Origin of the sequence: Pseudoblastomonas aquimaris, from assembly GCF_035481675.1 — a bacterium.
Classification (GTDB): domain Bacteria; phylum Pseudomonadota; class Alphaproteobacteria; order Sphingomonadales; family Sphingomonadaceae; genus Alteriqipengyuania_B.
The window spans coordinates 1708727-1734684 of the sequence record NZ_JAYJJW010000001.1; the positions used below are offsets into that span (position 1 = coordinate 1708727).

Annotated in this window: 26 protein-coding genes; 17 read left to right on the top strand and 9 right to left on the bottom strand. The window is 66.9% G+C overall.

What is annotated here, in order from left to right; translation table 11 throughout:
- The first annotated feature begins 6 nt into the window (after positions 1-6).
- On the top strand, positions 7-1122 hold the full coding sequence (gene ald / locus VCJ71_RS08495; protein WP_324640485.1) for an alanine dehydrogenase: 1116 nt from the start codon (positions 7-9) through the stop codon (positions 1120-1122).
- Here ald and VCJ71_RS08500 read toward each other — a convergent pair.
- Genes VCJ71_RS08500 through VCJ71_RS08510 form a run of 3 tightly spaced genes read right to left on the bottom strand, consistent with a single transcriptional unit; the run spans position 1119 to position 4192 of the window.
- Complete coding sequence (locus tag VCJ71_RS08500) at positions 1119-1559, bottom strand: acyl-CoA thioesterase (protein WP_324640486.1); 441 nt, start codon at positions 1557-1559, stop codon at positions 1119-1121. The genes ald and VCJ71_RS08500 overlap by 4 nt on opposite strands.
- Positions 1556-2062 carry a DUF2939 domain-containing protein gene (locus VCJ71_RS08505; RefSeq protein ID WP_324640488.1) on the bottom strand — a complete coding sequence of 169 codons (507 nt, stop codon included), beginning with the start codon at positions 2060-2062 and terminating at the stop codon, positions 1556-1558. The genes VCJ71_RS08500 and VCJ71_RS08505 overlap by 4 nt, the downstream gene beginning before the upstream one ends.
- 45 nt (positions 2063-2107) lie before the next feature.
- On the bottom strand, positions 2108-4192 hold the full coding sequence (locus tag VCJ71_RS08510; RefSeq protein WP_324640490.1) for a S9 family peptidase: 2085 nt from the start codon (positions 4190-4192) through the stop codon (positions 2108-2110).
- Positions 4193-4389: 197 nt separating this feature from the next.
- On the opposite strand from VCJ71_RS08510, the gene VCJ71_RS08515 reads away from it, so the two are divergent.
- The 8 genes from VCJ71_RS08515 (at position 4390) to VCJ71_RS08550 (ending at position 14020) form a co-directional block, all read left to right on the top strand.
- Positions 4390-5556 (top strand): hypothetical protein, encoded by a 1167-nt coding sequence (locus VCJ71_RS08515; RefSeq protein ID WP_324640492.1) that lies wholly within the window; start codon positions 4390-4392, stop codon positions 5554-5556.
- Positions 5557-5672: 116 nt separating this feature from the next.
- Complete coding sequence (locus tag VCJ71_RS08520; protein WP_324640493.1) at positions 5673-7493, top strand: aminopeptidase P family protein; 1821 nt, start codon at positions 5673-5675, stop codon at positions 7491-7493.
- Between the two features lie 103 nt (positions 7494-7596).
- Entirely contained in the window at positions 7597-7995 is a 399-nt protein-coding gene (locus VCJ71_RS08525) for a VOC family protein (protein WP_324640495.1), read from the top strand.
- Between the two features lie 3 nt (positions 7996-7998).
- Complete coding sequence (locus VCJ71_RS08530; RefSeq protein WP_324640497.1) at positions 7999-8397, top strand: cupin; 399 nt, start codon at positions 7999-8001, stop codon at positions 8395-8397.
- 208 nt (positions 8398-8605) lie between these two features.
- Complete coding sequence (locus VCJ71_RS08535; RefSeq protein WP_324640498.1) at positions 8606-9139, top strand: EF-hand domain-containing protein; 534 nt, start codon at positions 8606-8608, stop codon at positions 9137-9139.
- On the top strand, positions 9136-9876 hold the full coding sequence (locus tag VCJ71_RS08540; RefSeq protein WP_324640500.1) for a response regulator: 741 nt from the start codon (positions 9136-9138) through the stop codon (positions 9874-9876). Before VCJ71_RS08535 ends, VCJ71_RS08540 begins: the two co-directional genes overlap by 4 nt.
- Before the next feature lie 5 nt (positions 9877-9881).
- Positions 9882-11270, top strand: coding sequence for a sensor histidine kinase (locus VCJ71_RS08545; RefSeq protein ID WP_324640501.1), 1389 nt, complete (start codon positions 9882-9884; stop codon positions 11268-11270).
- A 62-nt stretch (positions 11271-11332) separates the two neighbouring features.
- Entirely contained in the window at positions 11333-14020 is a 2688-nt protein-coding gene (locus tag VCJ71_RS08550; RefSeq protein WP_324640503.1) for a M1 family metallopeptidase, read from the top strand.
- 34 nt (positions 14021-14054) lie between these two features.
- Here the strand turns inward: VCJ71_RS08550 and VCJ71_RS08555 are convergent, their stop codons facing one another.
- Positions 14055-15581: a helicase HerA-like domain-containing protein gene (locus VCJ71_RS08555; protein WP_324640505.1), complete on the bottom strand. Its 1527-nt coding sequence runs from the start codon at positions 15579-15581 to the stop codon at positions 14055-14057.
- 99 nt (positions 15582-15680) lie between these two features.
- Here VCJ71_RS08555 and pabB point away from each other — a divergent pair, with 99 nt between their 5' ends.
- The 8 genes from pabB to VCJ71_RS08595 all read left to right on the top strand — a co-directional run bounded on the left by pabB (position 15681) and on the right by VCJ71_RS08595 (position 22561).
- The gene (gene pabB / locus VCJ71_RS08560) at positions 15681-17489 is read left to right on the top strand and encodes an aminodeoxychorismate synthase component I (protein WP_324640506.1); all 1809 of its coding nucleotides are present in this window, start codon (positions 15681-15683) and stop codon (positions 17487-17489) included.
- Positions 17486-18163, top strand: a complete 678-nt coding sequence (locus VCJ71_RS08565) for an RluA family pseudouridine synthase (RefSeq protein ID WP_324640507.1) — start codon at positions 17486-17488, stop codon at positions 18161-18163. Before pabB ends, VCJ71_RS08565 begins: the two co-directional genes overlap by 4 nt.
- Positions 18164-18170: 7 nt before the next feature.
- Complete coding sequence (gene arfB / locus VCJ71_RS08570; protein ID WP_324640509.1) at positions 18171-18590, top strand: alternative ribosome rescue aminoacyl-tRNA hydrolase ArfB; 420 nt, start codon at positions 18171-18173, stop codon at positions 18588-18590.
- A gap of 147 nt (positions 18591-18737) precedes the next feature.
- Positions 18738-18905: a 50S ribosomal protein L33 gene (gene rpmG, locus VCJ71_RS08575; RefSeq protein WP_290136235.1), complete on the top strand. Its 168-nt coding sequence runs from the start codon at positions 18738-18740 to the stop codon at positions 18903-18905.
- A 96-nt stretch (positions 18906-19001) separates the two neighbouring features.
- Positions 19002-19658 (top strand): LolA family protein, encoded by a 657-nt coding sequence (locus VCJ71_RS08580; protein ID WP_324640511.1) that lies wholly within the window; start codon positions 19002-19004, stop codon positions 19656-19658.
- Positions 19659-19925: 267 nt separating this feature from the next.
- The gene (locus VCJ71_RS08585) at positions 19926-20723 is read left to right on the top strand and encodes an exodeoxyribonuclease III (RefSeq protein WP_324640512.1); all 798 of its coding nucleotides are present in this window, start codon (positions 19926-19928) and stop codon (positions 20721-20723) included.
- Complete coding sequence (ribA, locus tag VCJ71_RS08590) at positions 20720-21787, top strand: GTP cyclohydrolase II (RefSeq protein ID WP_324640909.1); 1068 nt, start codon at positions 20720-20722, stop codon at positions 21785-21787. Before VCJ71_RS08585 ends, ribA begins: the two co-directional genes overlap by 4 nt.
- Before the next feature lie 63 nt (positions 21788-21850).
- Positions 21851-22561 (top strand): tetratricopeptide repeat protein, encoded by a 711-nt coding sequence (locus tag VCJ71_RS08595; RefSeq protein ID WP_324640514.1) that lies wholly within the window; start codon positions 21851-21853, stop codon positions 22559-22561.
- 3 nt (positions 22562-22564) lie between these two features.
- Here the strand turns inward: VCJ71_RS08595 and asd are convergent, their stop codons facing one another.
- From asd to VCJ71_RS08620, 5 genes are read right to left on the bottom strand one after another with little or no spacing between them, the layout of a single operon-like run.
- Positions 22565-23410 (bottom strand): archaetidylserine decarboxylase, encoded by an 846-nt coding sequence (gene asd / locus VCJ71_RS08600; protein WP_324640516.1) that lies wholly within the window; start codon positions 23408-23410, stop codon positions 22565-22567.
- A gap of 7 nt (positions 23411-23417) precedes the next feature.
- Positions 23418-23684, bottom strand: a complete 267-nt coding sequence (locus tag VCJ71_RS08605) for a DksA/TraR family C4-type zinc finger protein (RefSeq protein ID WP_324640517.1) — start codon at positions 23682-23684, stop codon at positions 23418-23420.
- 47 nt (positions 23685-23731) lie between these two features.
- Complete coding sequence (locus tag VCJ71_RS08610; RefSeq protein WP_324640518.1) at positions 23732-24724, bottom strand: right-handed parallel beta-helix repeat-containing protein; 993 nt, start codon at positions 24722-24724, stop codon at positions 23732-23734.
- Between the two features lie 35 nt (positions 24725-24759).
- On the bottom strand, positions 24760-24969 hold the full coding sequence (locus tag VCJ71_RS08615) for a type II toxin-antitoxin system antitoxin (protein ID WP_290136241.1): 210 nt from the start codon (positions 24967-24969) through the stop codon (positions 24760-24762).
- A 29-nt stretch (positions 24970-24998) separates the two neighbouring features.
- Positions 24999-25910, bottom strand: coding sequence for an SPFH domain-containing protein (locus VCJ71_RS08620; protein ID WP_324640522.1), 912 nt, complete (start codon positions 25908-25910; stop codon positions 24999-25001).
- Positions 25911-25958: the final 48 nt, after the last annotated feature.

The following is a 25958-nucleotide window of genomic DNA, read 5'->3' on the forward strand; positions in this document are numbered from 1 at the left end:
AGCGCCATGCGGATCGGCTGCCCGAAAGAAATCAAGAACCACGAATACCGCGTCGGCCTGACGCCGGAAAGCGCGCGCGAGCTCGCCAGCCGCGGCAACGAGGTGTGGATCGAAAGCGGCGCGGGCCTCGGCATCGGGGCGACCGACGCGGAATATCGCGATGCGGGTGCCTCCATCGTCGACGGGCCGGATCCGATCTTCGCCGAATGCGAAATGGTGGTGAAGGTCAAGGAACCGCAGGCGGTCGAACGGGCCAAGCTGCGCGAAGGGCAGATCCTCTACACCTACCTCCACCTCGCTCCCGATCCGGAGCAGACGAAGGACCTGGTCGAAAGCGGCGTGACCGCGATCGCCTATGAAACCGTGACCGGCCCGCGTGGGCGGCTGCCGCTGCTCACCCCGATGAGCCAGGTGGCCGGCCGCATGAGCATCCAGGCGGGCGCGAGCGCGCTCGAAAAGGCGCATGGCGGGCGCGGCGTGTTGATCGGCGGCGTGCCGGGCGTGCTGCCGGCCAAGGTCGTCGTGATCGGCGGCGGCGTCGTCGGCTTCAACGCGGCGCAGATGGCCGTGGGCCTCGGCGGCGATGTCGAAATCCTCGACCGCGACCCAGAAGTTCTGGAAAAGGTCGGCACTTTCTTCGAAGCGCGCGCGTCCACCCGCTTCAGCAACAAGACCAACCTCGAAGACGCGATCCGGCAGGCCGACCTCGTCATCGGTGCGGTGCTGATCCCCGGCGCGGCGGCACCCAAGCTAGTCACGCGCGAAATGCTCGGCCTGATGAAGCCGGGCGCCGTGCTGGTCGACGTTGCGATCGACCAGGGCGGCTGTTTCGAGACTTCCAAGCCGACGACCCATGCCGACCCGACCTACGTCGTGGACGACATCGTGCATTATTGCGTCGCCAACATGCCGGGCGCGGTGGCGCGCACCAGCACCTATGCGCTCAACAACGTGACCCTGCCGCACGCCATGCGCATCGCGCGCGACGGCTGGAAGGCAGCGCTGCTGGCGGACCCGCACCTCGCTGCGGGCCTCAATGTCCACAAGGGCGAAGTGACCTACGAAGCCGTGGCGAGCGAGCTCGGCTACGACTATCGCCCGGTCGAGGATATCCTAGCCTAGTCTTCGGGCCCAGCTGTCGGGCCTGGTCTTCGGGCCTTGTCTTCTGGGAAGAACGGCGCGGCGACTTCGGGCCTGATCCGGACCAGCCGCCCGCTTTCCTTTTCGATCATCGCCCAGGTACTGCGCACGTCGACCAGCACCTTGCCCGCCGCATCGCGAAAGGTCACGGCGCGGTCGAACCGTGCGCCGCGCGGCGGGTCGGGGATCCAGGTCGTCGCCTCCACCGTCTCGCCCAGGCCCACATTGCCGCGATAGTCGATTTCGTGCCGCGTCACGAACCAGACGTAATCGTCGCGGAATTCGGGCGCGGCTGCGGCGAACCAGTGTTCGGTCGCGATGTCCTGCACCCATTGCAGCCAGACCGCGTTGTTGACGTGGCCGTTGACGTCGATGTGCCCTGCCTGCGCGGTGAAGCTGCGCGTGTGGCTGTTGCTCACGGAACGTCGATGCCGGACAGCTTCCAGCCCAGACCTTCGCGGTGGAAGATCAGCGTTGCGAGCGCCGCGCCCTCCCCGTTAATGCGCGAGACGGTGAAGGTGTTGAAGCCCCGGTCGATATCGAAATTCTCGACGTTTTGCTGCTGCGTGGCCACCGCGCCCAGCGCGCCGGCGATGTTGCGCAACAGCGGGTCGCGCGGCTCGTCCGCCATGGCGGCGGCGATCCCGTCGGCCGTGATCAGCTGGTCAACCGCCCGGTCCACCGCGACGCGCCCGGCGACGCCCGCGATCGGGTTGCCGGCGGCTTCCTTGTCTACCATCTCGCCCAGCTCGTTCTTCAGCGAGGCGCGGAAGGCGGGCAGGTCGATGGAGCGCGACAGTTCGGCCGCATCGCGATCCTGCGCCGCATCGCGCAGGTTCTTCAGCGCCATGACGGGGCTTTCCCACCACCAGGCGCCGACGACCACCACCAGGATGAACAGCACGAGCAGCAATTTGCGCATGTCAGAGGCCCCCAATTCGTCGCAGCGTCATGCCGGGCAAACCTTTCAATCTTCCAAACCGAGCTGCCACAGGATGAAGGCGAATTCCTCCGCCGTTTCGTAAAGGCTCTGGAAGCGGCCCGACTTGCCGCCGTGGCCGGCGCCCATGTTGGTCTTCAGCAGCAGTTCGTTGTCGTCCGTCTTCGTCGCACGAAGGCGGGCGACCCACTTCGCCGGCTCCCAGTAGGTGACGCGCGGATCGTTCAGCCCGGCGGTGACCAGCATTGGGGCATAATCCTGCGCGGTCACGTTGTCGTAGGGGCTGTAGCTGCGGATGTAGTCGAACGCCGCCTTGTCGGTGATGGGGTTGCCCCACTCGGGCCATTCGCCCGGCGTCAGCGGCAGTTCCTCGTTCAGCATGGTGTTGAGCACGTCGACGAAAGGCACATGCGCCACCACCGCGCCCCACAGTTCGGGATCGGTGTTGGCAACCACGCCCATCAGCTCGCCCCCGGCGCTGCCGCCGGAAATGCTGATCTTGCCCGCTTCGGTATAGCCGCGGTCCGCAAGGCCGCGGGCCACATCGACGAAGTCGGTAAACGTGTTCACCCGCTCCATCAGCTTGCCCTGCAGGTACCAGTTACGACCGAGGTCGTCCCCGCCGCGGATGTGGGCGATGGCATAAACGAAGCCGCGATCGACCAGGCTGAGGCGCGATGTCGAAAAGCCCGGCGGCACGGCATACCCGTATGCGCCGTACGCATAGAGGTGGAGCGGTCCCGGCCCCTCGGGCCGGTCCTTGCGGTAGACCAAGCTCACCGGAACCATCATGCCGTCGCGCGCCTCGATCTCCAATCGTTCCGTCACGTAGAGCTCACGGTCGTAGCCGCTCGGGATTTCCTGCACCTTCAGCGTTTCGAGCCGCCCGTCGGTGAGGTGGTAATCGAACACTGTGCCGGGCGTGACCATGCTTTGGTACGACAGGCGCAGCACGTCCTGGTCCCATTCGGGATTGTTCGACAGGCCGGCGGTGTAGCTCGCTTCGGGAAAGGCGATGGGCATCGCTTCGCCGGGGTTCTCGTATCGGCGGATCTGCACCTGGTCGAGCCCGCCGAGACGGCCTTCGGTGACCATGAAGCCCTGGAACAGGTCGACGTCTGTGAGGTAGAATTCATCCGATCCCGCCAGCACTTCGGTCCATTCGCCCGGGGCACCGATGCTCGCACTGGCGAGGCGGAAGTTCACATGCGTATCGTTGGTGTGGATGTAGAGCGTGTCGCCCTTCATATCGACCGAGTATTCGGTGCCCTTCTGACGCGGGCGGACCAGCACCTGCTCGCCCGTGGGATCGGCGGCCGAAACGAAGCGGACCTCGCTCGTCTCGTTGTCGCCGGTGCCGATCACCAGCCATTCGCGGTTGCTGGACAGCCCCGCCCCGACGCGGAAGCCTTCGTCTTCCTCGCGGTAAAGCTCGACATCCTGTTCCACCGGCGTACCTATGCGGTGGAGCCGCGCGTTGTCGACGCGCCAGTTGGCGTTGGCCTTGCCGTAAACGAGCGCCGTGTCGTTCGCGACCCAGGTCAGCCCGGACAGGGTTTCGGGGATCACGTCGTCCAGCAATTCGCCGGTGCGCAGGTCCTTGATCCGCGCGGTGAAGCGTTCGGAGCCGTTGTCGTCGAAACTATAGGCGAGGAAATTGCCGTCCTCGCTGACGGAGGTAGACCCGAGGCGGAAATATCCCTTTCCTTCGGCAAGGGCGTTCTCGTCGAGGATCAGGACGTCGGCGCTGCCGTCATTCGCTGCGCCGACCGGGCGGCGCCAGTGCTTGCGGTATTCGGCGCCTTCCTCGAACGTCGACCAGTAAAGCCAGTCTCCGTCCTTCTGGGGCACGGAGCTGTCGTCTTCCTTGATGCGCGCCCGCATCTCCTCGAACAGTTCCTCGACCAGCGCCTCGCGCGGGGCCATGCGGGCTTCGAACCAGGCGTTTTCCGCCTTCACGTATTCGAGCACGTCGGCATCGTCGATCTCGGGATAGGATTTGTCGTACAGCCAGTCGTACGGGTCCTCGATCGTCACGCCGTGGCGGGTGAAGCTGTGCGCGCGCTGCTCCGCAACGGGGGGCGCGGTGGGGGCGGTGGTCTGTTCGTCCATGGATGTCTCTTGCGCCAGGGCCGGCATGGCGGCGCAGGCGAGTGTTGCGAAAAGGGCGGGAAAGGCGATGCGCATGGTGCGGCTCCGCAAGTGAGGATTGCGCGGCAGGCTCTATGGCAGGCGAGGGGTTGCTGCAACCGTTGACGGCGCAATCCCTTTGGGAGCAAATGCGCGTTCAGGGTCGGAGATGGCAAGCAATGGTTAGATATCTTGTGGCGCTGGCAGCAGTGCTTGCGTTTACCCCGGGTGGACTGGCGAACGCGCAGGAAGCGCCGCGCATGGACGGTGCGGGCGGACAGCAGGATTTGCAGATCTTCGTGTCCTCCTATGGATACACCCCTCGCGGGGAGGAACCGCCCTACCGCCAGCCGGTCGCTATCCGCGATATCATGGACACGGCATCCGGACTGACCGAATTGATCGCTGCGCACTCGGCTTCCCCCGACGACTGGCGGTCAGGGACAGTCTATCTCGAGATAGATGAGAAAGGAGCGGTCGCCCGATGCCGCCTCTCCGACAGCGCGCGGCTCCCCGTATCCGAAGAAGCGATGTGCGCCGCATTGGCCGGTGAAGCCTTCCGGCCCGCTATCGAGGCGGACGGCGACAAGGTCACCGGTAGCTACGCCTATTATTTCCAGCGCCACCCTCTCCGGGTCGATGAGGGGCAGGCGCGGCGGCCCTTGTTTACCCGCGATCCCGGACTGGCGCTGGCCGTTCCTGCGCCGCCTCCGCCGCTGTTGCCGGCCGCATTTCCGCCGCACGGTGGGTGGATGAACTACCATTACGCACAGCCGCAATGGCGCGTCGAGCCCCGCCATGGCACCGACAGTGCACAGCCTGCGGACGATGCCGTCGGGGTGGTCGCCTACGAAGCCCGGGGAGAAACCCGATGCGATCCGTCGGCCGAGGACATCCGCAATCCCCTGGCCCGGCGCGCCTGCGCTTTCGTGCTGGAAACGCTGGCCCCCACATGGCCCGAACCGACCGGGCGACGCACGCCTGCGGTCCCGCTGCTCGTCTTCGCCGACGGTGATGACCTGCGCGCGGTCGGCCCGGCAGCTGAGGGATACCGCAATGCGCGCTTCGCCGAAGGTCAGGAAGAACTGTTCCGTGCCCGCCTGCGCTCTGCCGGCTCGATTGCGCCGGACAAGGCGCCTTCCACTCTCCGCCTTATCCTCAGGTTCGATAATACGGGTGCGGTGACGCATTGCCGGGTCGGACGAACGGGCGGCAGCGATTCCGGCGACTTGGCCGCGTGCCCCATCGCCGCGGCAGGTGGATATTTCGAACCTGTGCGCGACATCTTCGGGCGCGCAGAAGGGGGCGGCCTCATGTACTGGAATGCATCCGACGACGCCGACTGAAAACGCCAGTCGGATCTGTGCTATGATCCGGGCCCAGACTCCGCTTGCACCTGCGGCGGGGAGCGCCCACCTGCTGTGGTGAGAACCACAGACACGAGACCCACGGACCGATAGCCATGCTGATGAAGACCCCCGACGAACAGACCCTCGCCGCCCGCCTCGAGGCCCTGCGCGAAGAGCTGGCGAAACGCGGTCTCGACGGCTTCATCGTCCCCATTTCGGACGAGCACATGAGCGAGTATGTCGGCGATTACGCCCAGCGGCTGGAATGGATTTCCGGCTTTGCGGGCAGTGCCGGCAGCGCGCTGGTGATGCAGGACCGCGCGGTTATGTTCACCGACGGCCGCTACACCATCCAGGTGCGCGAGCAGGTCGATCCCGCGCATTGGGAATACGAAAGCGTGCCGCAGACCAATATCGCGAAGTGGCTGAAGGACAATGCGAAGGACGGCGCGCGCATCGGCTACGACGCGTGGCTGCACGACCGCGGCTTTGCGAAGGCGGTGCACGCCGTGCTGCAGGCCAAGGGCGGCGAGATCGTGGAAGTGGACGGCAATCCCATCGACGCCGTGTGGGATGATTGCCCCGCGCCCTCCCCCGCCAAGGCCATGCCCTATGAGACGGAGCTGGCCGGCCGCTCCAGCGCCGAAAAGCGCGCCGAGATCGCCGAGTGGCTGAAGGCCGAGAAGCTGGACGCGACCGTCATCTCCGCGCTCGACAGCGTCGCGTGGCTGCTGAACCTGCGCGGAGAGGACGTGACGCACACGCCAGTCACCCTGTCCTACGTCATCGCCCATGCGGACGGGACGGCGGACTTCTTCATCGCCGGCGAGAAGGTCTCGCCCGAACTGACCCAGCACCTCGGCAACGCGGTGCGCATTCGCGAGCGGATGGATTTCGAAGGCGCGCTGAAGGACATGAAGGGCAAGCGCGTCGCCGTTGATCCCGCCCTCTCGGTCGCCGCGATCCCGCAGGCGCTGGAAGAAGGCGGCGCGGTCGTGGTGGCGGAACGCGACCCCACCATCGTGCCCAAGGCGCGCAAGAATGCGGTCGAGCAGCAGGGCCAGCGCGACGCGCAGATCCGCGACGGTGCGGCGATTGCCAAGTACCTCCATTTCCTTTCCGTCGAGGGTCCGAAAGGCGAGCTCGACGAACTGAAGGCCGCCGCGCAGCTGCTCGCCTTCCGCAAGGAATATCCGGACCTGAAAGACATCAGCTTCGACACGATCTCCGCCGCCGGACCGCACGCCGCCCTGCCGCATTACCGGGTGGACGAGAATTCAAACCTGCCCATCGAACCGAACAGCGTCTTCCTGTGCGATTCGGGCGGCCAGTATCCTGACGGCACGACCGACATCACCCGCACCGTGTGGATCGGCCCCGACGCGCCGCCCGCCGAAGTGGTCGACCGCTTCACCCGCGTGCTCAAGGGGCACATCGCGCTTGCCCGGCAGGTCTTCCCCGACGGCACGACCGGCGGCCAGCTCGACGCGCTGGCCCGGATGCACCTGTGGCAGGCCGGCCTCGACTATGCCCACGGCACCGGCCACGGCGTCGGCGCCTATCTCGCTGTCCACGAAGGGCCACAGCGTATCGCCAAGCCCGCGGGCGGGCAGGCCGGAACCGGTGAACCGCTGCGCAGCGGGATGATCTGTTCGAACGAGCCCGGCTTCTACAAGGCGGGCGAATACGGCATCCGGATCGAAAACCTCGTCATCATCCAGCCCAGCGACAAGAGCGGCGATTTCGGCGATTTCCTCGAATTCGAGACCACCACTTTCGCCCCGATCGACCGCACGCTGGTCGATGTGGAAATGCTCACCCCGGAAGAGCGCGACTGGTGGAACGCGTATCACGCGCGGACCCGCGAACTGCTCGCGCCGCAGCTCGATGGCGATGTGCTGGCGTGGCTGGAGGAAGCCTGCCAGCCGATCTGACCGCAGACGTGCTCTCCCGGGCAGGGCTGTCTTGCCGCGCGCCTGATGTTCGCGTAATGTTCCCGTCAGTCGCAAGGGTTCGCGAGTCGGCAGGAGCAAGCACATGATCGGTTACGTCACACTGGGCACCAACGATTTGCAGGGCAACGCGCCCTTCTACGATGCCATCGCGAAAGAGCTCGGCGTCGGGCGGATGATGGATTTCGACACGTTCATCGCCTGGGGCGACATGGACGGCAAGCCGGGCGTGGCGCTGACCCAGCCGTTCGACGGAAACGAGGCGAGCGTCGGCAACGGCACGATGGTGGCGCTTGAGTGCAGCGGGCCGGAACAGGTGCGCAAGCTACACGCCATCGCGCTGGGCAACGGCGGCACGGACGAAGGCGCCCCGGGCCCGCGCGGCGATGCGGACGAAGGCGGTAATGTCTTCTACGCCGCCTATTTCCGCGACCGCGACGGCAACAAGCTCAACGCGTTCTGCATGACGAAGGAAAAGGACTGACCGATGGCCAAGGCGCACAAGCTCGGGGACGAATTCATCCACCTCGGCCTTGGCGCCACCGCCGTGCCACAGCCAACCTTCGCGGGAATGGAATGGTACGAGGCCTATGGCGAGCGGCATGGCGCGGACGGGGCCGAAGGCAGACTCGTGTCGATGCACCACTTCACCGAGGACTGGGACAGCTGGGAAGTCCATCCTGCGGGTAGCGAAGTGGTGATCTGCATCGAAGGTGCAATGGTGCTGACCCAGGAATGGCCCGATGGGCGAACCGGTCAGGTCATGCTGGCCGCCGGAGAATACGCAATCAACGAGCCCGGCGTGTGGCACACGGCCGACGTGGCCGAAAGCGCGACGGCGATCTTCATCACTTCCGGCCTCGGTACGGAGCATCGGCCCCGCTAGCTCGCTGCCGAAATATCTCCCGGATGAACGGCGCGCCCGCGCCGCGACACTTTGCGACACTTTCGCCGCAGCCCGGCAAATTCGTGCGACACCTCGCCCCTAGAACGGTAAATGTGAGTTGCGAAGTCGCCGGGCCGGTCCCCTCTCCCTCTCCCCCGAAGGCCCGGCGCTTCGCAGCTCCTACGATTTGTTCTAAGGAGCCAAGACCATGAAGAAACTGACTATAGCAATCTCCACCGCCGCCCTTCTGGCCGGCGGCGCCGCCTACGCCCAGAGCGCAGACCGCAACGCCGACACGACCCGCGCCGAAGCGATCGAGCGCACTGCAGAACGGTTCGCGAAGATGGACGCCAACGATGACGGCGTGCTCGACGCCGAAGACCGCGAAGCGCGCGCCGGACAGATGTTTGACCGCCTCGACGCGAACGGCGACGGCATGATCAGCCGTACCGAGTTCGAAACGCACCATGCTGAACGCCGCGGACAGCGCGCCGAACGTCGCGGTGAGGGCGGCGAGCGGATGGGCCGGCGCGGAGGCCGCGGCCATCGCGGCGGCATGGCAATGATGCGCCGCGCCGACACCGACGGCAACGGCGCGATCTCGCAGGCCGAATTCCAGGCCGCCGCCCTCGCCCGCTTCGACCGCGCGGATGCCGACAGCAACGGCGTCGTCACCGCGGCCGAGAAGCAGTCCGCCCGCGCCGCGATGCGCGAAACGCGCCAGCAGCGCCGCGGCAATTGAGCGAAGACGCACCCGTCCGGGTCCTGCTCGTCGATGACGAGCGGACCCTGCGCGAACCCCTGGCCGAGTATCTCACCGGCCAGGGGTTTGTCGTGACCGAGGCGGACAGCGCCGCCGCCGCCCGCTCGCGCCTGCTGGAAGGGCGCGCCGACATCGCGCTGGTCGATATCATGATGCCGGGCGAGGACGGGCTGTCGCTGACGCGTCACCTGATCGAAGCGCAGGACCTGCCGACCATATTGCTGACCGCCAAGGGCGAGGCGACCGACCGCATCGTCGGGCTGGAGATCGGCGCGGACGATTATGTCACCAAGCCGTTCGAGCCGCGCGAACTGGTCGCCCGCATCCGCTCCGTCCTCCGCCGCGCGGGGCGCAGCGCCGAGGATGCCGATGCCGGCGAGACGGCGCGTTACGAATTTGAAGGCTGGCAGCTCGACCCGCTGAAGCAGCGCCTGACCGATCCGGACGGCGCGACCGTGCCGATCAGCACGACCGAATTCCGCCTCCTTACCGTCCTTCTCGAGCATCCGCGCCAAGTCATGCACCGCGACCGGCTTCTCGAAATGGTCAAGGGGCGCGAAGCCCATGCCTTCGACCGCGCGGTCGACAACCAGGTCAGCCGCCTGCGCCGGAAGATGGAGGTAGACCCGAAGGATCCGAAACTGATCCAGACGGTGTGGGGCGGTGGCTATCGCCTGGCCGCCGAAGTCCGCCGCGTGGCCGGACCGAAGGACTGAACGCCGTGCGCCTGTGGCCCCGCAGCCTGCTCGGCCAGATGCTGCTCGCCGTCGCGCTGGCGCTGCTGGTGGCGCAGTCGATCTCGGTCGTCCTGCAATATCGCGCGGCGCAAGGGCGCGCCGCCGAGCTTGTCGCCACCACCGTGGCCGTGCGTCTTGCCGAACGGATCGGCGACGAGCGCCCCCAGCGTTTCGAACGCCGCCGCGGGCGCGGATCGGATCGCGGGTTGCGCCGGTTCGCGATTATCGAAACGGCAACGCCGGAATTCCCCGCCGCGCCGCGCCTGCCGCGCCTAGAAAATGCCGTCCGCGACAGCCTCGACGCGCAGGCCATCGCCGTCACCGACCTGCGCGCGCAGATCGTCGAAACCACCGCCGACCCGCTCGCGCGCCGGTTCATCCAGGACCGCCCGCGCCTTGCCGCCCGGCGCCCGCTGCCCGAGCGGCTCGCCGTCATTTCCATCCTGCCGCAGGGCAGCGACACATGGCTGCAGGCCCGCGTCCCCGTGCCTGAACGGCCGGGCGGCGCGCTGGGGGCGATCCTGCTGCAAACCCTTGTCCTCTACCTCGTCCTCATCGGCATCCTCTGGCTGGTCCTGCGCCGCATCGTCGGGCCCCTGCGCGGCCTGACAGCCCGGGTGGAGGATTTCGCCCGCAGCCAGTCCGCCGCCGCGCCGCTCGAACCCGCCGGCCCGGACGAGAGCCGCCGCCTGATCGCCGCGCACAATGCGCTGGAAAGCCGGATCGTCGCCCTGCTCGACGAGAAGGACGTGATGCTCGGCGCGATCGGGCACGATCTCAAGACCCCGCTCGCCGCGCTGCGCGTCCGCATCGAAAGCGTCGAGAACGAGGCTGCGCGCGCCAAAATGGCCGCCAGTATCGAGGATATCGCCCGGTCGCTCGACGACATACTGACGCTGGCCCGCGTGGGCCGGCCGACCGACGCGGCGGAGCGGATCGAGCTGTCCGCCCTCGCCGCCGCGCTGGTCGAGGAATACGAGGATATGGGCGAGCCCGTGACACTGGGCGAAACCGCGCGCATGGCCGCCCCGGCGCGCGCCACGTGGCTCAGGCGCGCGCTGCGCAACCTCGTCGGTAATGGCTTACGCTACGCCGACAATGTGCGGCTGTCGCTCGTCCGCGAAGGCGGCGAGGCGCTGTTCACCGTGTCCGACGACGGGCCCGGCATCCCCGATGAGGACATGGCCGCGATGCTGGAGCCCTTCCGCCGCGGCGAAGCTTCGCGCAACCGCGACACGGGCGGCGCGGGCCTGGGCCTCACCCTGGCGCGTGCCATCGCGCAGCAGCACGGCGGAGCGCTGACGCTCGCGAACCGCCCCGCGACCGACGAAATGCCGTCCGGTCTCGACGCACGGCTTCGCATCCCGCTGTAATCGCTCGCTCGCGCGCCCGGCGGGTGATATTGCGCGCCATACATATCCGGGGGAGCCCACACATGCGTATATCCTTGATCGCCCTTTCAAGCGCGCTGGCTTTGTCGGCCTGCGCCACCGTTCCCGCCTATACTCCCTACCCCGCGACGCCTGAAGCGGTCGGCCCGCAGCCGCTCGCCGCCAGCATCCCCAGCGACCTGCCGCGCGGCGCGGCCCCTAGCCACTATCGCATCCACATCGTGCCCGACATCGCCAACCTGACCTTTGCCGGGCGCGGTTCGATCGAACTGGAAGTGTTCGAGCCGATCGACGCGCTGGTCCTCCACGCCAACGACCTCGAGATTTCCGAAGCCTGGCTTTACAATCACGCGGGCGGCACGCGGTCGGACTTCAAACAGGCGTTCGATGCCGAAAAGCAGACCGTCAGCTTCTCCGACGGCACGACCATCCAGCCGGGGCGCTATCGCTTCGACACGGTTTACACCGGCACGATCAACCAGCAGGCAAACGGCCTGTTCGCGCTCGATTACCCGGACAAGCGCACGGGCGAGCCGACGCGCAGCCTGTTCACCCAGTTCGAAGCGCCCGACGCGCGCCGCTTCGCCCCGATGTTCGACGAGCCTAGCTACAAGGCGACGTTCGACCTTTCCGCCGATGTGCCCGCGAACATGATGGCGGTCGGCAACATGCCGGTGAAATCGGAAGAGCCGATGGGCGCGCTGAAGCGCGTCACGTTCGACACCAGCCCGAAGATGTCGAGCTACCTGCTGTTCTTCGCGCTGGGCGATTTCGAACGGATCACCGACACCGCCGCCGACGGGACGGTCACCGGCATCGTTTCGCCTGCGGGCAGCGGCGAACAGGCGCGCTATGCCCTGGAATCGCTGACCCCGCTCAACGGCTGGTTCAACGACTATTTCGGCGTCGACTACCCGCTGCCCAAGCTGGACAACGTCGCCGCGCCCGGCAGCAGCCAGTTCTTCGGCGCAATGGAGAACTGGGGCAGCATCCTGACCTTCGAAAGCATCCTGCTTTTCGATCCGGCCAATTCCACCGCCTCCACCAAGCAGTCGATCTACGCCGTCCAGGCGCACGAGGTCGCTCACCAGTGGTTCGGCAACATCGTCACCATGGCGTGGTGGGACGATTTGTGGCTGAACGAAGGGTTCGCCAGCTGGATGGAAACCAAGACCACGGCGCGGTTCAATCCGGACTGGTACCCGCTGCTGGGCCGGGTCGGTGCCCGCGAAAGCGCCATGCGGCTCGACGCCTTCCCCACCACCCACCCGGTGATCCAGGAAATCCGCACGGTCGAACAGACCAACCAGGCCTTCGACCAGATCACCTATTCGAAAGGCGAGGCGGTGATTTCCATGTTCGAAGCCTTTGCCGGCGAGGACGTGTGGCGCGACGGCATCCGCCGCTACATGGCACGCCACCAGTACGGCAATACGGTGAGCGAGGACCTGTGGCGCGCGGTGGAAGAAGCGGGCGCGACCGGCCTCGTCGATGTCGCGCGCGATTTCACCACCAAGGCCGGCATTCCGCTGGTCACGCTGAACAGCGCCACCTGCAGCGGCGGCAAGACCACGCTGGCGGTCAGCCAAGGCGAATACCGCCGTGGCGACTGGTCGGGCGTGACCGAGGCTGCACCGGACTGGCGCATCCCCCTGCTGATTTCCATCGACGGCGCCGCGCCTCAGCGCCGCGTGTTCGGCGAACAGAGCGCGACCTACACGCTCGACGGGTGCGGCACGGTGGAACTCAACGCCGGCCAGCTCGGCTATTTCCGCACGCTCTACCCTGCTGCCGAGCAAGCGAAGCTGGCGGCTTCGATGCGGCGGCAGGAACCCATCGACCAGCTCGGCATGATCGCCGATGCGCAGGCGCTGGGAATTGGCGGTTACCAGGGCTATGCGCCTGCGCTCGACCTGCTGGCCGCCATGCCGGTCGATGCCAATCCGGTCGTGCTCCAGACCACGGCGGGCGACTGGGGCGGCTATCACGGCTTGCTCAAGAGTGGCGGGCAGGACGCTGCGGCTGCCAAGCTGGCCGGCCTCATCCGCGCCCGTTTCCGCCCGGTGCTCAATTCGCTCGGTTACGAACCGTCGCCGGATGAAACGATCCCGGAATCGAACCTGCGCTCCACCCTGCTCGGCATCATGGCCGCGGCCGGCGACGAAAGCGTACAGGCGGAAGCCAGCCGGCGCTTCGCCCTGCTCGCCTCGAACCCTGCCGCGCTCGACGGCCCGCTCAAGTCGCGCTGGCTGGGCATTGTCGCCAGCAAGGCGACGCCGGAGCAGTGGGAATTGCTGCTGAAGCTGGCGAGCGAAAGCACCAACACCGCGGAGCAGCGCACCTACTATAACCTGCTCGGCGCGGCGGAAGACGAGGCGCTGGCGCGTCGCACGCTGCAACTGGCGCTCAGCGGTGAAGTGCCGCTGACGGTGGCTGCGCAGCTCGCCGGGTCGGTGGCCCAGAGCAACGGCGACCTCGCCGCGAACTTCGTGCTCGACAACCGGGCGACGATCGACGCGCTGGTCGACAACAGCGGGCGCTCGGGCTTCTACGCCCGCCTGTTCTACGGCGCGCGCGATCCGGCCACCATCGCCCGGATCGAGGCCTATCGCGACTCGCTGTCCCCCGACGCGCAGCGCCCGGTGAACCAGGCGCTCGATGCGATTGCGGAACGCCAGGCGGGCCAGCCGCGCGCGATTGCCGAAGTGGCCGCGTGGGTGATGGCGCAGTAGTCGATTCCGGGGGGGCGATGCCGCAGGGGAAACCCTAACGCATCAGCCCGCCGAGGATATTGCGCACGAAAGCGGTCGCCCCGGTCCGCAGCGGATCGGCGCTCGACTTGCGGCCCAGCACGGTGGCCACGGCAATGGAGGCCATCGAGCCGGCCGCCGCGCGGGCCGCGCTCTTGCCCGCCTTCTCCCACATCGTCGGCGACTTGCGCGCTTCCTTGGCGACTTCCGCCTTGCCGACCTTTTCCACTTGTTCGGCGGTCGCGGCGGCATCGGCGGCCTTCTGCTCCAGCACTTCGGCAGCGCTTTCGCGGTCGACCGCGCTGTCGTACTTGCCTTCCACCGGGCTGATCGACTTGATGATCGCGCGTTCCTTGGCCGTCACCGGGCCGAGGCGCGAGCGCGGCGGCTTCACCAGCGTCCGCTGCACCACCGACGGCGCGCCGTCTTCCTGCAAAGTGCTGACCAGCGCCTCGCCGACGCGCAGTTCGGTAATCGCCTGCTCCACGTCGAGGTCGGGATTGATCCGGAACGTGTCGGCGGCCGCCTTGATCGCCTTCTTGTCCTTGGGCGTGAAGGCCCGCAGCGCGTGCTGCACCCGGTTGCCGAGCTGGCCGGCCACTTCTTCCGGGATGTCGATCGGGTTCTGGGTGACGAAATAAACGCCCACCCCCTTCGAACGGATCAGGCGCACGACCTGTTCGATCTTCTCCTCCAGCGCCTTGGGCGCGTCGTCGAACAGCAGGTGCGCCTCGTCGAAGAAGAACACGAGCTTCGGCTTCTCGGGGTCGCCCACTTCGGGCAGCGTCTCGAACAATTCGGCCAGCAGCCACAGCAGGAAGGTGGCGTAAAGCTTGGGGCTGCGCATCAGCTTTTCCGCCGCGAGGACATTGATGTTGCCGCGCCCCTGCTCGTCCAGCTTGATGAAATCGTCGATTTCCAGAGCAGGCTCGCCGAAGAACATGTCCGCGCCCTGGCTTTCCAGGCTCAGCAGCGAGCGCTGGATCGCCCCGATGCTCTGCTTCGACACATTGCCGTATTTGGTCGTCAACTCCTTCGCATGTTCCGCCGTGTAGACCAGCATGGAGCGCAAATCTTCGAGGTCGAGCAGCAACAGCCCCTCGTCGTCGGCGAAGCGGAAGACGATGTTGAGCACGCCTTCCTGCGTCTCGTTCAAATCCATCAGACGGGCGAGCAGAAGCGGACCCATTTCCGAAACCGTGGTGCGGATCGGGTGGCCGTTCTCGCCGTAGAGGTCCCAGAACACCGCGGGATTATCGGAATAGGCATAGTCGTCCATGCCCAGTTCCTTCGCCCGGCTTTCCAGCTTGTCGGCGTGTTTGAACTGCGGGCTGCCGGGCATGGAGATGCCGGCGAGGTCGCCTTTCACGTCGGCGACGAAGACGGGTACGCCGGCGGCGGAAAAACTCTCGGCCAGGCCCTGCAGCGTCACTGTCTTGCCCGTGCCGGTCGCGCCGGCGATCAGGCCGTGGCGGTTCGCCTGTCCCATGCGCAGGACCTGTCGCTCCCCGTTGGCGCCAAGCCCGATGAAAATCTCGCCCATTCCAGCCGCCTTCCCGTGATTGATGACGGCGCTGTTTCGGGAAGCGCGCGCGGCGGGTCAAGATAGACTTGGGCAGCAAAGGCGCTAGGGCTGGCGCGCATGGAGCCTTTCGTCCTTCTCGACGATGCGCGCGCAGCAGGCGCGGCGGATGCGCAGCTGTACCGCGCGCCGTCGCGCATCTTCGTGGCGCGGCGTGCGGCCGACGTGGATGGCGTGCTGGCAGAGGCGGAAGCGGCGCGCCAGGCGGGCGCGCATCTGGCGGGCTATATCGCCTATGAAGCGGGTCTTGCGCTGGAGCCGCGGCTGGCCCCGCTGGCCGACCGCCTGACGGGCGCTGCAGGACCGCTGGTATGGCTCGGCGCGTTCGATGGACCGGAGAGTATCGCCGCGGACGCGGTGCCGGACTGGCTCGGTGCCGGCCCGGCGCGCATAGGTCCGATGGAGCCAGCCTTGTCGCAGGGCGCTTACGAACAGGCCTTTGCCGCGCTGCAGGAAGCGATCCGCGCGGGCGACATCTACCAGGCCAATCTGACCCTGCCGCTCGCGGGAAGCTACTCGGGCGAGCCGCTGGCGCTCTACGCCGCGCTGCGCGCCAATGCGCGGGCCGGTTACGGCGGGGTGATATACGACGGGTCGCACTGGCTGCTGAGCTTCTCGCCCGAGCTGTTCGTGTCGCTGAAAGGCGCACAGGCGCGGACCAAGCCGATGAAGGGCACCCGCCCGCGCGGCACGACACCCGAAGCCGATGCCGCGCTGCGCCGGGACTTGGCGGGAAGCGAGAAGGACCGGGCCGAGAACTTGATGATCGTCGACCTGCTCCGCAACGATTTGTCGCGCGTGGCACAGCCGGGCAGCGTGCAAGTGGACAAACCCTTTGCCATCGAAACCTATCCCAGCGTCCATCAGATGGTGAGCACGGTCACCGCCACGCTGGCGGACGGGCACACGCCCGCCGATCTCGTACGCGCATTGTTTCCCTGCGGTTCGATTACCGGCGCGCCGAAAATCCGCGCGATGGAGTTGCTCGCCGATAGGGAACGCGATGCGCGCGGGCCCTATTGCGGGGCGATCGGGCGGATTGCACCCCCCGATGGCAAAGGGCATGGCAACGCCGCGTTCAATGTGGCAATCCGCACGCTGCGCCTGACGCCGGAGGAAAATGGCAGCGGGCGCGCCGTCCTCGGCGTCGGCGGCGCGATCGTGGCCGACAGCGAGGCGCAGGGGGAATGGCGCGAGGCCATGGTGAAGGGGAATTTCGTGAGGCAGGTTTCGGCGGAAAGCGGCGCGAACGGCGCCGACCTGATCGAAACCATGCGGTTCGATCCCGAAAAGGGCATCCCGCTGCTCGAACTCCACCTCGAACGGATCAAGTCGAGCGCGGAGCAGCTCGGCTTCGGGTTCGACCGCCATGCCGCGCGCAACCAGATCCAGGCGCTGTGTTTCGAGCTGGAGGACCCGGCGAAGCTCCGCCTCGTCGCCTCGCGCCGCGGCTCCATCGCGCTGGAGGCCGGACCCCTGCCCGAAAGCCTGCCGGATCCTGCCCTGTGCGTGGTCCTGCCCATGCCGGTGGCGAGCGAGGACTGGCGGCTGAGGCACAAGACGTCGGACCGGGGCTTCTACGAAGATGCGCTGGAGGTGGCGCGCGAGGCAGGGGCGCACGAGGCGCTGTTCCTGCGCGACGACGGCCTCCTTACCGAAGGCAGCTGGACCAGCCTGTTCGTGCAGCGCGGCGACACCCTGACTACGCCGCGCGCGGAGCTCGGCCTGCTGCCGGGCGTCCTGCGCCGCTCCCTCCTCGACAGCGGGCGGGCGGACGAAGGCGAAGTGAAGCTGGACGACCTTGCCGAAGGGTTCTTCCTCGGCAACGCCTTGCGCGGCCTGATGCCTGCCCGGCTGATCGGCGCATGACCGCGCCTACCATCGTTTATGAAGACGGCGAGGCGCTGGTCATCGACAAGCCCGCCGGTCTTTCCATCGAGCGTCCGCGCAAGGGCGGCGCCTCGCTCGAGGATTATCTCGAGGATCTAAAGCTGGGATTCCAGCGGCCGCCGGTCGCGGTTCACCGGCTGGATACCGATACGTCGGGCTGCCTGCTGCTGGCCCGCAATCCCAAGGCGCTGAAGCGCTTCAACCGCGCTTTCGAAGAGCGGCAGGTCGCCAAGAGCTATATCGGCCTCGTCGCCGGGGAACTGACGGAGGACGACGGCACGATCGAGCTGGCGCTCGCCAAGGTAAGCTCGGCAGAGCGCGGCTGGCGCATGATCGCGGCGAAGAAAGGCAAGCCTTCGATCACCCATTGGGAGCGGATCGGACGCGGCGAGAGCGCCGCCGGTCCCTTCTCGATCGTCCGCTTTCGGCCAGTGACTGGGCGCACGCACCAGATCCGCATCCATGCGCTCGCAGGACTCGGTGCCGCGCTGCTCGGCGATCCGGTCTATGGTACAACCGGGGGCAGCGGCAAGGACGCGCCGCGCACGATGTTGCACGCCGAATCGCTGGAAGTGACGCACGAAGGCAAGACGCCCATCCTTGCCCGCGCGCCGCTCCCCGCCGATTTCACGGCGCTCGGCGTCGCCGTGTGACGCCGCCGTGACCGATGCGGAGAAAGAGGCCGTCATCGCCCGCGCCCATGCGCTGGCGGAGGAGGCCTTCCTCGCCGGCAGCGGTCCCGGCGGGCAGAACGCCAACAAGGTCGCCACCACGGTGCAGTTGCGGGTCAACGCCTATGCGCTACGCCTGCCGCAATTTGCCTTCCGCCGCCTGCAGAACATTGCCGGAAGCAAGCTGACCGATGCGGGCGAAATCCTCGTCACCGCACGGAGCCACCGGACGCAGGATGCCAACCGGGGCGAAGCGCGCGACAAGCTGGAAGACCTGCTGACCGAAGCGATGACCCCACCCAAGCGGCGCGCGCGCACCCGCCTCAACCGGGTCGGCAAGACCCAGCGCCTGAAGGCGAAGAAGGAACGCGGGGAGATCAAGGCGCGGCGGGGCAAGGTGGACTGGTAGGGCCATAGCTGCCTTTCCGGCCTCCCTTCGCGCTTGACTTTCGCGCCGGAATCACCCAATTGCGCGCCCGAACTGGCGGTGCCCTCGCGCGCCGCCTGTCGTTTTTTGGCCAATGCGATGGCCCACCAGGAAACTTAGGAACACGCCATGGCGAAGCCTGCAACCGTCAAGATCAAGCTGGTCTCCACCGCCGACACCGGCTTCTTCTACGTCACGCGCAAGAACCCGCGCAACACGACCGAGAAGATGACCTTCCGCAAGTACGACCCCGTCGTGCGCAAGCACGTCGAGTTCAAGGAAGCGAAGATCAAGTAAGCCACCCTTTCGTTGGCAGGATCGCGTGCCAAGATTAACGGTGGGAACTCGGGCAGTTCAGTGCGAGTTCAAGCCCGAATTCCTAAGGATACGGGCATGACCAGAAAACTCTTCAGCAATACCCGCCTGGCCGCGATTCTTGCGGCTTTCGGCGTTGCATCCGCTCCCGCAGCCTACCTGGCACTCCCCCAGGCTGCCCATGCACAGCAGGCCTCCCAGATCGACCAGGTGGTCGCCGCCCTGCGCGGCATCACCACGATGAAGGCCAATTTCACGCAGGCCGATCGCAACGGCCAGCGCGTGTCCGGCGTGCTCACGCTGAAGCGCCCGGGCCGCATCCGCTTCCAGTACGAAGAAGGCGTGCCGCTGCTGATCGTGTCCGACGGCAAGGCGATGACGCTGGTCGATTACGAAGTCCGCCAGGTCGAACGCTGGCCGATCAGCGACAGCCCGCTGGGCGCCCTGCTCGATCCCAGCCGCGACGTGAAGCGCTATGGTACCATGAAGTCGACCGGCAACCCGAACGTGCTTAGCGTCGAGGTCAAGGATTCGAGCAAGCCCGAATTCGGCACCATCACGCTGGTCTTCGTGAAGAAGGCAAGCGCGCCGGGCGGGCTGGAGCTCGTCAGCTGGGTCGCGCTCGATTCGCAGAACAAGCGCACCACCGTGCGGCTGACGAATCAGCGCTACGGGATGAGCGTGTCGGACCGTACGTTCACCTACACCGACCCGCGCCGCTCGGGTCGTCGCTAGGGGCACTCGCTTCGTCCGCCAGATGCACGAAATACGCGGTAATCCGCAGGCTTCGTTCATCCGTCTGTCAGCGTCGTGTCGTTAATTTACAAAACTCAAGACGGCATTCCTGGCGGGTTTCCCCCCTGTTGCCTGCCAATCTTCGGTACCGTCTTGCACAAGCGTGACGAACGCACAGTGGACCCCCATCCCAATGCCCCCGGGATGGGGGTTTATTGTTTTTGAAGGTGGTTGTGCCTTTCGCCGGCGTTGCCTAACCACGCGCGCATGGTCTCAGTCGCTACCTGGAACATCAATTCCGTCCGCCTTCGGATGCCCATCGTCGAGCGGTTCCTGCAAGAGGAAGCGCCTGACGTGCTGTGCCTGCAGGAAATCAAGTGCGAGGAGCACCTGTTCCCCTACGACGCCTTCCGCGCTGCGGGTTACGAACACATGGCGGTGCACGGGCAGAAGGGATACCACGGCGTCGCCACGGTCAGCAAAATCCCGCTCGCCGAATTCTCCCGCCACGACTGGCAGGACAACGGCGAAGCGCGCCACGTGGGGGTGGAACTGACCGAAGGCCCGGCGAAGGGCGTGGTGATCGAGAACGTCTATATCCCCGCAGGCGGGGACGAGCCGGACCGGGAGAAAAACCCCAAGTTCGGCCAGAAGCTCGACTTCCTCGGCCGCATGACGCGCTGGGCCGATGCCATCGACCGGCCCACGCTGATCGTCGGCGATTTCAACATCGCGCCGCTCGAAAGCGATGTGTGGAACCACAAGCAGCTGCTCAAGGTCGTCAGCCACACGCCGATCGAGGTGGAGACGCTGCAACGGTTCAAGGATGCGCACGGCTGGACCGATATCGGGCGCGAGCACATCCTGGATCCGGAGCGCTATTACACCTGGTGGAGCTATCGCAATCGCGACCACACGGCGAACGACCGTGGCCGCCGCCTCGATCACATGTGGGCGAGCCCGGATCTGGCGAAACAGGCGACCGGCCATCGCCTGCGCGAAGATGCGCGCGGGTGGGAAAAGCCGTCCGACCATATCCCGGTCATTACGGAGTTCACTCTCTGACCGGCAGCGGCCCCTCGGCCTCGCGCCGGGCGGCGCAGGCGGTCGACGCGCTGCGCCACGGGTGGCCGATCGCTTTCAATGGCGGGCCGGTGTTGCTGCCCGTGGAAACCGCCGTCGCCCCTGCCGCACGTTCCGCCCGGATGCTGGTGTCGCACGCGCGGGCGGTGACGCTGAAGCTTGCCAACCAGCGCGAGGCCGCCTCACCCGAAGCCCCCGCGCTGATAGAGGGCGCGGACGGCTTCGACCTGCGCAGCGCGCTCCCGATCGCCGATCCCTCGCTCGACCTAGCCGCCCCGCTGAAAGGCCCCTTTCGCGCGCTCCCGATGGAATGGGCACAGGATGCGCGCGCGGCGATGGAGCTTGCACGGATCGCAGGCATCCTGCCCGCCTTCATGGTCGATCCCGAAAAAGCGGGCGAGGCCCAGCCGGTGGCGGCCAGCGACCTCGATGCGCTGGCCGAAGCCGGCCGCCTGTTCATCGCGACCCGCGCCCGCCTGCCCGTGAGCGCGGCGGAGGATGCCGAGATCGTCGCCTTCCGCAAGGCCGACGACATGCGGGAACATGTGGCGCTGGTGATCGGCGAGCCGAGCGGACAGGCGCCGCTGGTCCGCCTGCATTCGGAGTGCCTAACAGGCGACGTCCTTGCCAGCCTGAAATGCGATTGCGGGCCGCAGCTTGATGCCGCCCTCCACGCGATGGCGGACACCGCGCGGGCGGGCGGCTGGGGCGTACTCCTTTACCTGCGCCAGGAGGGACGCGGCATCGGGCTGGTCAACAAGTTGCGCGCCTACCGCCTGCAGGACATGGGCTTCGACACGGTGGAAGCAAATCAGCGGCTGGGCCTGCCGGACGAAGCGCGCGATTTCGCCACCGCCGCACGCATGCTCGACCTGCTCGGCATCGGCGAGGTGCGGTTGATGACCAACAACCTGCGCAAGGTCGTGGCGCTGGAAGCCGCAGGGGTTCAGGTGACCGAGCGCGTGCCCCACCAGCTGCCCGACAATCCGCACAATGCCCGCTACCTCGCCACCAAGCGCGACAAGTCCGGTCATTTGCTGCGCTGACGGCGGAACCGCTTTCCATCGGGCGGCAGTCGGCATAGGCTTTCCGGCGGGAAGGAATTTGCCATGGTTCGCTGGATGTTAGTTTGCGCAGCCTCGCTGCTACTGGTTGCCAACACCGCTCAGGATAGCTGGGCCTTGCTCGAAGAAGGGCGCGATGCCGAAGCGCTCGAACAGGCAACCCAGGCTTCTGCGGAAGGTAACGCCGAAGCCTTTGCCGTGCTGGGCACAATCTACGAGGACGGGCGCGGCGTCGCTCCGGACGAGGACAAGGCGGCCGCATTCTACAAACAGGGCGCCGCGATGGGCGATCCCTATGCGCAGTGGCGCCTCGGCGTGATGATCGATCTCGGCCAGTCCAAGGGCACGCCGAAAGACGCGGTCGCCTTGTTCGAGAAAGCCGCCGCTGCGGGCAATACCAGCGCCATGGCCAGCCTTGCGGTGATGCATGCGTCGGGTCGCGGAGTGCCGCAGAATTTCGACAAGGCCTGGGAGCTTTACGAGCGAACGGCGCGCGCCGGCGAGCCGCATGGCCTGTTCGGCCTCGGCGTGATGCATATCAATGGCGAAGGGCGCCCGGCAGATAACCTCGCGGCATCAGCGTGCTGGCTGGTCGCAGGTCTCGAGGGAAGCGAAGCTGCTCGCGATGCGATAGTCCAGGTCGGCCCGCAGCTTTCCGAAGCCCAGCTCGAAAGGCTTGTTCCGGATGCGCGCAAGATCGCGCAGCAGTACGGTTTCGAACGGGCGCTGGCAGAACTGGCGGAAATGGACCGCTGAACCTCACGTCCGTACAGCCAGCGCCTCGCCCATGCGGGTGGGAGTCCCGGCCTCGAAGCGGTCTTCGAAGCGTAACCGGCCTTCCTCGAACAGCAGGATGACGGTGGAACCCAGCAGGAAGCGGCCCATTTCGTCGCCTGCCTTCAGCGTCGGGGCCTCGCTGCCCGTGTAGTCCTGGCTCACCACCCGCTTGCCGTGCGGTTCAACGAGCCCGCCCCACACGGTCTCGATGCTAGCGACGATCATCGCGCCCACCATCACGCTGGCCACGGTGCCAAGCGGCGTGTCGAAGATGCACACGAGCCGCTCGTTGCGGGCGAATAGCTGGTCGAGCCCGTCGGCGGTCGCGGTGTTCACGCTGAAAAGGTCGCCCGGCACGTAGATCGTGCGCCGCAAGGTTCCGTCCACCGGCATGTGGACCCGGTGGTAGTCGCGCGGCGAGAGGTAGATCGTGGCGAAGTCGCCTTGCGCGAACCGGCCCGCCAATTCCGCATCGCCGCCCAGCAGGGCCTGCGCGGTGTAGTCGCGCCGCTTGGCCTGCACGATGCGGCCGTCGGTGATCCGGCCGAGCTGGCTGATCGCGCCGTCGGCCGGGCACAGCACATGGCTTGCGGCATCGGCGAGCGGCCGGGCGCCGGGCTTCAGCGCGCGGGTGAAGAAGTCGTTGAAGCAGGTGTAATCGCCCGCCGGCCGTTCGGCTTCGCCCATGTCGACATCGTAGGTGTCGATGAAGCGCCGGATCAGCCGGTCCTTCAGCCACGGGCGGGTGGAGCGGGCGATGCGCCCGGCAAAGCGGGACAGGCCCTGGTGGGGGGCCAGGTGTTGGGCGAGAATGAAGGGGCCTGTCACCTGAGCTTCACCTGAGCTGGCTGTCCTTGCTGCCGCGCCGGTTTATCCCGGCGGCGCGGAACGCCTTATCGCGCAGCGACTGGCAGGTCACGCAGGTCTGCACACCGGGCAGGGCCTCGCGCCGCCGCTCGGGGATGTCCTCGCCGCATTCCTCGCAATATTCTGCGCTCTCGCGCGCGGAGGCGAGGCCTGCACGGGCGCGGGCCACCGCATCGCTGACCGTGTCGTCGATCTGTTCCTGAACCGCGCCGTCGCGCGACCATCCGCCTGCCATAATACGCTCCTCGCCCTTCGAACGGGCGAGCGGCAAGCGTCGTTCCCCTAGCGGATGCGTTCGTAGCGCTCGATCTGCGCGCCGAGCGTGTTCTCGCCCAGGCCGAGCGTGTCGCCCGACCAGTCGGCCACGAACAGCGTCTTGCGCGCACCGGGGGCCAGCCGCGCATCGTTGGCTGCGATGGTCAGCCCGGCGGAGCTGTTCTTGCGCCCTTCCGCGGCCACGGCGATCAGCGCGCCGTAGTTCTCCTTGTTCACGCCCTGCACGAACCAGTTGTTGGTGATCTGCCCGCGCGAACCGGCGGGAAGGTCGATCATGTAGTTGGTGCCCTGCCCGGCGCTGTCGTCGAAACTGTTGGAGGCAAGCTGGACGGTCGGCGTGCGGCTCTTGACGTAGTGCCCGCCGCGCCCTTCCTCGAAGCGGCTGCGGGTGACGCGCAGCGCGCCGTAATCGCCGATATAGATCGAATGCGCGCAGCCGCCCGCGCCGTCGCAGGTGCCGAGGCGGGTGAAGGTCGATTTGTCGATCACGATCGTGCCGCTGGCATCGCGGGCGGACAGGATGCCCTGGTCGCTGTCGCGGAACCAGCTCTGCACCACGGTCAGGTTGCCCTTCTCGATCCGGATGCCGGCGCCGTTGAATTCACGCACGTGCATCCCGGCAAAGGTCAGGCCGGACACGGTGGCGCTGCGCCCGCGCAGGACCAGCGCCGCCTTGCCTTCACAGGTTTCCCCGTCGAAAACGGCGCGGCCCGGCTGTTCGGCCAGGTAGGATACGTCGCCCTTCGTCTGCACCGCGCACTGGCGATAGGCGCCCGGCGCGATGGCGATGCTGCCGGTATTGTCGCCGATGGCATCGACGGCATCCTGCAAGCGCTGGAAGCCCTGCCCGGTCTCCACCACGGTGAACGGTCCGGACGCCTGCGCTGCGGGCTGCGCGAGGAGCGCGGCTACAGGGATGGCGGCGACGGCAAGCGCGGCGACCACTCCGATGAAGCGGAACTGCACGCGGGCGGGCGAATGCTGAGCGGACTTCTGCATGAGGCCCGGCTTAGGGAAAAAGGGTTAACGAGCCGCTAAGACTTGTCGGCCCCGTCTTTCGGGGGCCTACCGCGCCGCGCGGGCTGCGCAGCTTTCACCGGGATACCCCGCTTTTCCAGCGCCTCGCGCAGCAGCATCTCGATCTGCGCATTGGCGCTGCGTAGCTCGCCTGCCGCCAGCCTCTCGACCGCGGCGTGCACGGCCGGGTCGAGACGCAAGGCAAAGGCTTTTTTGGATGCGGCCACGGGGTCATCTCACACGGCTGGGCCGGCGATCAATAGATCGATCCGGCGTTGATGACCGGATGCGCCTCTCGGTCGCCGCACAGCACGACCATCAGGTTGCTGACCATCGCCGCGCGGCGCTCGTCGTCCATGTCGACGATATTGTCGCTCGAGAGCTTCAGCAGCGCATCCTCGACCATGCCGACCGCGCCCAGCACGATCTTGGCCCGCGCCGCGATGATCGCGTCGGCCTGCTGGCGCTTCAGCATCGCGCTGGCGATCTCGCTGGCATAGGCAAGATGGGTGAGGCCCGCCTCGTCCACCACGATGCCCGCGGCGGCGAGCCGCTCGTTCAGCTCCTCCAGCAGCTCGCGATTGACCACGTCGGCGCTGCCGCGCAGCGTGACTTCCTCGCCTTCGAAATCGTCATAGGGATGGCGCGAACCCACGGTGCGCAGGCCGGCCTCGATCTGGATGTTCACGAACTCCTTGTAATCGTCGACATCGAAGCTCGCCTGCGCGGTGTCGGCGACGCGCCACACGACGTTGCAGGCGATCTCGATCGGGTTACCGCGCAGGTCGTTGATCTTCACCCGCTCCGAATGGATGTTATGGGCGCGGGCGCTGATCTTCTTGCGCACGATCCACGGCCAGACCCAGCGCAGCCCCTCTGTCCGGTCGCTGCCCCGGTACTCGCCGAAGAGGGTGAGCACCGCGGCTTGGTTCGGCTGGATCATATAGAACCCGGCGGCGACGAACAGGAAGAGCACGAAGGGCAGCGCCAGTCCGAAGACGAAGCCGAGCGGGCCGGAGCCAGCGAGCATTCCCGACGGGCCGAGCACCGCCGGTATGGCGACGATGGCCAGCAGTACGAGCAACATTCCATAGCCGTTATGCCCCCGGCCCTCCGTCTCGCGGCTGATGTTGATTCCGCGCTTCTCACCCCTGTCTTCGGCCACCATGACGATTCTCCTTCGATATAATTATGATATCATATTTATATCGAGCGT

Bases quoted from the DNA above. Each gene is read 5' to 3' on its own strand.
- ald (WP_324640485.1), top strand. From the start codon at position 7: ATGCGGATCGGCTGCCCGAAAGAAATCAAGAACCACGAATACCGCGTC.
- VCJ71_RS08505 (WP_324640488.1), bottom strand. From the start codon at position 2,062: ATGCGCAAATTGCTGCTCGTGCTGTTCATCCTGGTGGTGGTCGTCGGC.
- VCJ71_RS08510 (WP_324640490.1), bottom strand. From the start codon at position 4,192: ATGGACGAACAGACCACCGCCCCCACCGCGCCCCCCGTTGCGGAGCAG.
- VCJ71_RS08515 (WP_324640492.1), top strand. From the start codon at position 4,390: ATGGTTAGATATCTTGTGGCGCTGGCAGCAGTGCTTGCGTTTACCCCG.
- VCJ71_RS08520 (WP_324640493.1), top strand. From the start codon at position 5,673: ATGCTGATGAAGACCCCCGACGAACAGACCCTCGCCGCCCGCCTCGAG.
- VCJ71_RS08525 (WP_324640495.1), top strand. From the start codon at position 7,597: ATGATCGGTTACGTCACACTGGGCACCAACGATTTGCAGGGCAACGCG.
- VCJ71_RS08530 (WP_324640497.1), top strand. From the start codon at position 7,999: ATGGCCAAGGCGCACAAGCTCGGGGACGAATTCATCCACCTCGGCCTT.
- VCJ71_RS08535 (WP_324640498.1), top strand. From the start codon at position 8,606: ATGAAGAAACTGACTATAGCAATCTCCACCGCCGCCCTTCTGGCCGGC.
- VCJ71_RS08550 (WP_324640503.1), top strand. From the start codon at position 11,333: ATGCGTATATCCTTGATCGCCCTTTCAAGCGCGCTGGCTTTGTCGGCC.
- VCJ71_RS08555 (WP_324640505.1), bottom strand. From the start codon at position 15,581: ATGGGCGAGATTTTCATCGGGCTTGGCGCCAACGGGGAGCGACAGGTC.
- pabB (WP_324640506.1), top strand. From the start codon at position 15,681: ATGGAGCCTTTCGTCCTTCTCGACGATGCGCGCGCAGCAGGCGCGGCG.
- VCJ71_RS08565 (WP_324640507.1), top strand. From the start codon at position 17,486: ATGACCGCGCCTACCATCGTTTATGAAGACGGCGAGGCGCTGGTCATC.
- rpmG (WP_290136235.1), top strand. From the start codon at position 18,738: ATGGCGAAGCCTGCAACCGTCAAGATCAAGCTGGTCTCCACCGCCGAC.
- VCJ71_RS08580 (WP_324640511.1), top strand. From the start codon at position 19,002: ATGACCAGAAAACTCTTCAGCAATACCCGCCTGGCCGCGATTCTTGCG.
- VCJ71_RS08585 (WP_324640512.1), top strand. From the start codon at position 19,926: ATGGTCTCAGTCGCTACCTGGAACATCAATTCCGTCCGCCTTCGGATG.
- VCJ71_RS08595 (WP_324640514.1), top strand. From the start codon at position 21,851: ATGGTTCGCTGGATGTTAGTTTGCGCAGCCTCGCTGCTACTGGTTGCC.
- VCJ71_RS08605 (WP_324640517.1), bottom strand. From the start codon at position 23,684: ATGGCAGGCGGATGGTCGCGCGACGGCGCGGTTCAGGAACAGATCGAC.
- VCJ71_RS08610 (WP_324640518.1), bottom strand. From the start codon at position 24,724: ATGCAGAAGTCCGCTCAGCATTCGCCCGCCCGCGTGCAGTTCCGCTTC.
- VCJ71_RS08620 (WP_324640522.1), bottom strand. From the start codon at position 25,910: ATGGTGGCCGAAGACAGGGGTGAGAAGCGCGGAATCAACATCAGCCGC.